This window comes from Pseudoxanthomonas sp. LjRoot204_2, from assembly GCF_056175765.1.
In genome coordinates, this window is sequence record NZ_JBGFFG010000506.1 from 1 (window position 1) to 2,150 (window position 2,150).

General features: G+C 68.9%; 2 protein-coding genes. Both read left to right on the top strand.

Features of this window, described 5'->3' with window-relative positions; genetic code table 11:
- The coding region (gene radC / locus AC04L7_RS17195) for a RadC family protein (protein WP_475513510.1) at positions 1-353 on the top strand (353 nt) is incomplete at its 5' end.
- 86 nt (positions 354-439) lie between these two features.
- Positions 440-2,131 carry an arginine--tRNA ligase gene (gene argS, locus AC04L7_RS17200; protein ID WP_475513511.1) on the top strand — a complete coding sequence of 564 codons (1,692 nt, stop codon included), beginning with the start codon at positions 440-442 and terminating at the stop codon, positions 2,129-2,131.
- Positions 2,132-2,150 lie beyond the last annotated feature (19 nt).

Consider the following 2,150-nt stretch of genomic DNA (forward strand, 5'->3'; position numbering starts at 1 on the left):
CCGCCGGGCGGTACTTCGCGCACCGGCTGCGCGGCCGCCCGCACGAGGTCTTCGCCGCGCTGTTCTTGGACACGCGCCACCGGGTGCTGGCCTTCGAGGAGCTGTTCCAGGGCTCGGTGGACAGCGCCGAGGTCCATCCGCGCGAGGTCGCGCGGCGCGCGTTGGCGCTCAATGCCACGGCCCTCATCGTCGGCCACAACCATCCGTCCGGATGCGCCGAGCCCTCGGCCGCCGACCGTGCGGTGACGCAGCGCCTGAAACAGGCGCTGGCGCTGGTCGACGTGCGCCTGCTGGACCATTTCGTCATCGGCGACGGACCACCACAATCGATGGCGGCTCGCGGCTGGGTCTGAGGGCGCGCTGGCTGAACCGCGCCGATCCCCCGCAGGGAGCGGGAAAAACTAGAATAGGGGGTTCCCACGCAACACGACGGTCCTCCGTGAAAGCTTCCCTCCGCGCCTTGATCGCCCAGGGCATCGATGCCCTGCGCTCCGCCGGCACCCTGCCCGCCGACACCGCCACGCCCGAGTTCGTGGTCGAGCGACCCAAGACCCGCGAGCACGGCGACTTCGCCACCAACGCCGCCATGCTGCTGGCCAAGGCGGCGCGCAGCAACCCGCGTGCGATCGCCACCGCCCTGGTCGCCGCGCTGCCGGCCAGCGACGACGTCGCCAAGGTCGAAATCGCCGGCCCGGGCTTCATCAATTTCCACCTGAGCCCCGGTGCCTACCAGCGCGAAGTCACCACCGCGCTCGCCCAGGGCGCCGCCTATGGCCGCAACGACAGTGGTCGGGGCAAGACGGTGGGCGTGGAATACGTATCGGCCAATCCGACCGGCCCGCTCCACGTCGGCCACGGGCGCGCAGGCGTGATCGGCGACTGCATCGCGCGGGTGCTTGCCGCCAACGGCTGGGACGCCAGGCGCGAGTTCTATTACAACGATGCCGGCGTGCAGATCGACAACCTGGCCAAGTCCACGCAGGCCCGCGCCCTCGGCCTGGGGCCGGACAGCGACGGCTGGCCGGAAGACGGCTACCGCGGTGATTACATCGCCGACGTGGCGCAGGCCTACCTCAATGGCGATTCGGTCGAGGTCGAAGGCCATGTGGTCACCGGTGCCGGGGATCCGCAGGACCTCGACKCCATCCGCSGMTTCGCCGTGGCCTACCTGCGCCGCGAACAGRAYCTGGACCTGGCCGCGTTCGGCGTGTCGTTCGACCGCTACTTCCTCGAGAGTTCGCTGTACGCCGACCAGAAGGTCGAGGAAACCGTGCGCAAGCTGGTCGCCTCGGGCCATACCTACGAGGAAGGCGGCGCGCTGTGGCTGAGGTCGACCGACTTCGGCGACGACAAGGACCGCGTGATGCGCAAGTCCGACGGCACCTACACCTACTTCGTGCCGGACGTGGCCTATCACCTGAGCAAGTGGCAGCGCGGCTACGAGCGCGCGATCACAGAGCTGGGCGCCGACCATCATGGGTCGCTGGCCCGGGTGAAGGCCGGCCTGCAGGCGCTGGGCGAAGGCATTCCGCCGGGCTATCCGGAATACGTGCTGCACCAGATGGTCACCGTGATGCGCGGCGGCGAAGAGGTGAAGCTGTCCAAGCGCGCCGGCAGCTACCTGACGCTGCGCGACCTCATCGAAGAAGCGGGCGCCGACGCGACGCGCTGGTTCCTGATCGCGCGCAAGCCGGATTCGCAACTCACGTTCGACATCGACCTGGCGCGCGAGCAGAGCAAGGACAATCCCGTCTTCTACGTGCAGTACGCCCATGCCCGCGTCTGCAGCCTGCTGCGCCGCGTGACGGAGAAGGGCTTCGCGGCGTACGACGAGGCGGCCGGCATCGCCGGGTTGCCCGCACTCACCGACGWAGGCTCGCTGGCCTTGATGGTGGAACTGTCGCGTTATCCGGAAGTCGTGGAAGCGGCCGGCGCATCGCTGGAGCCCCACGCCATCGCGCAATACCTGCGCGAACTCGCCTATGCTTTCCAGGCCTGGTACGACGGCGAGCCGATCCTCGTCGACGATGCCACCCAGCGGAACGCGCGGCTTGCGCTGGCGGTGGCGGTTCGCCAGGCGCTGGCGAACGGACTTGACCTGTTGGGCGTCAACTCGCCCGAGAAGATGTGAGCGGAGAGCAGTAGATGGC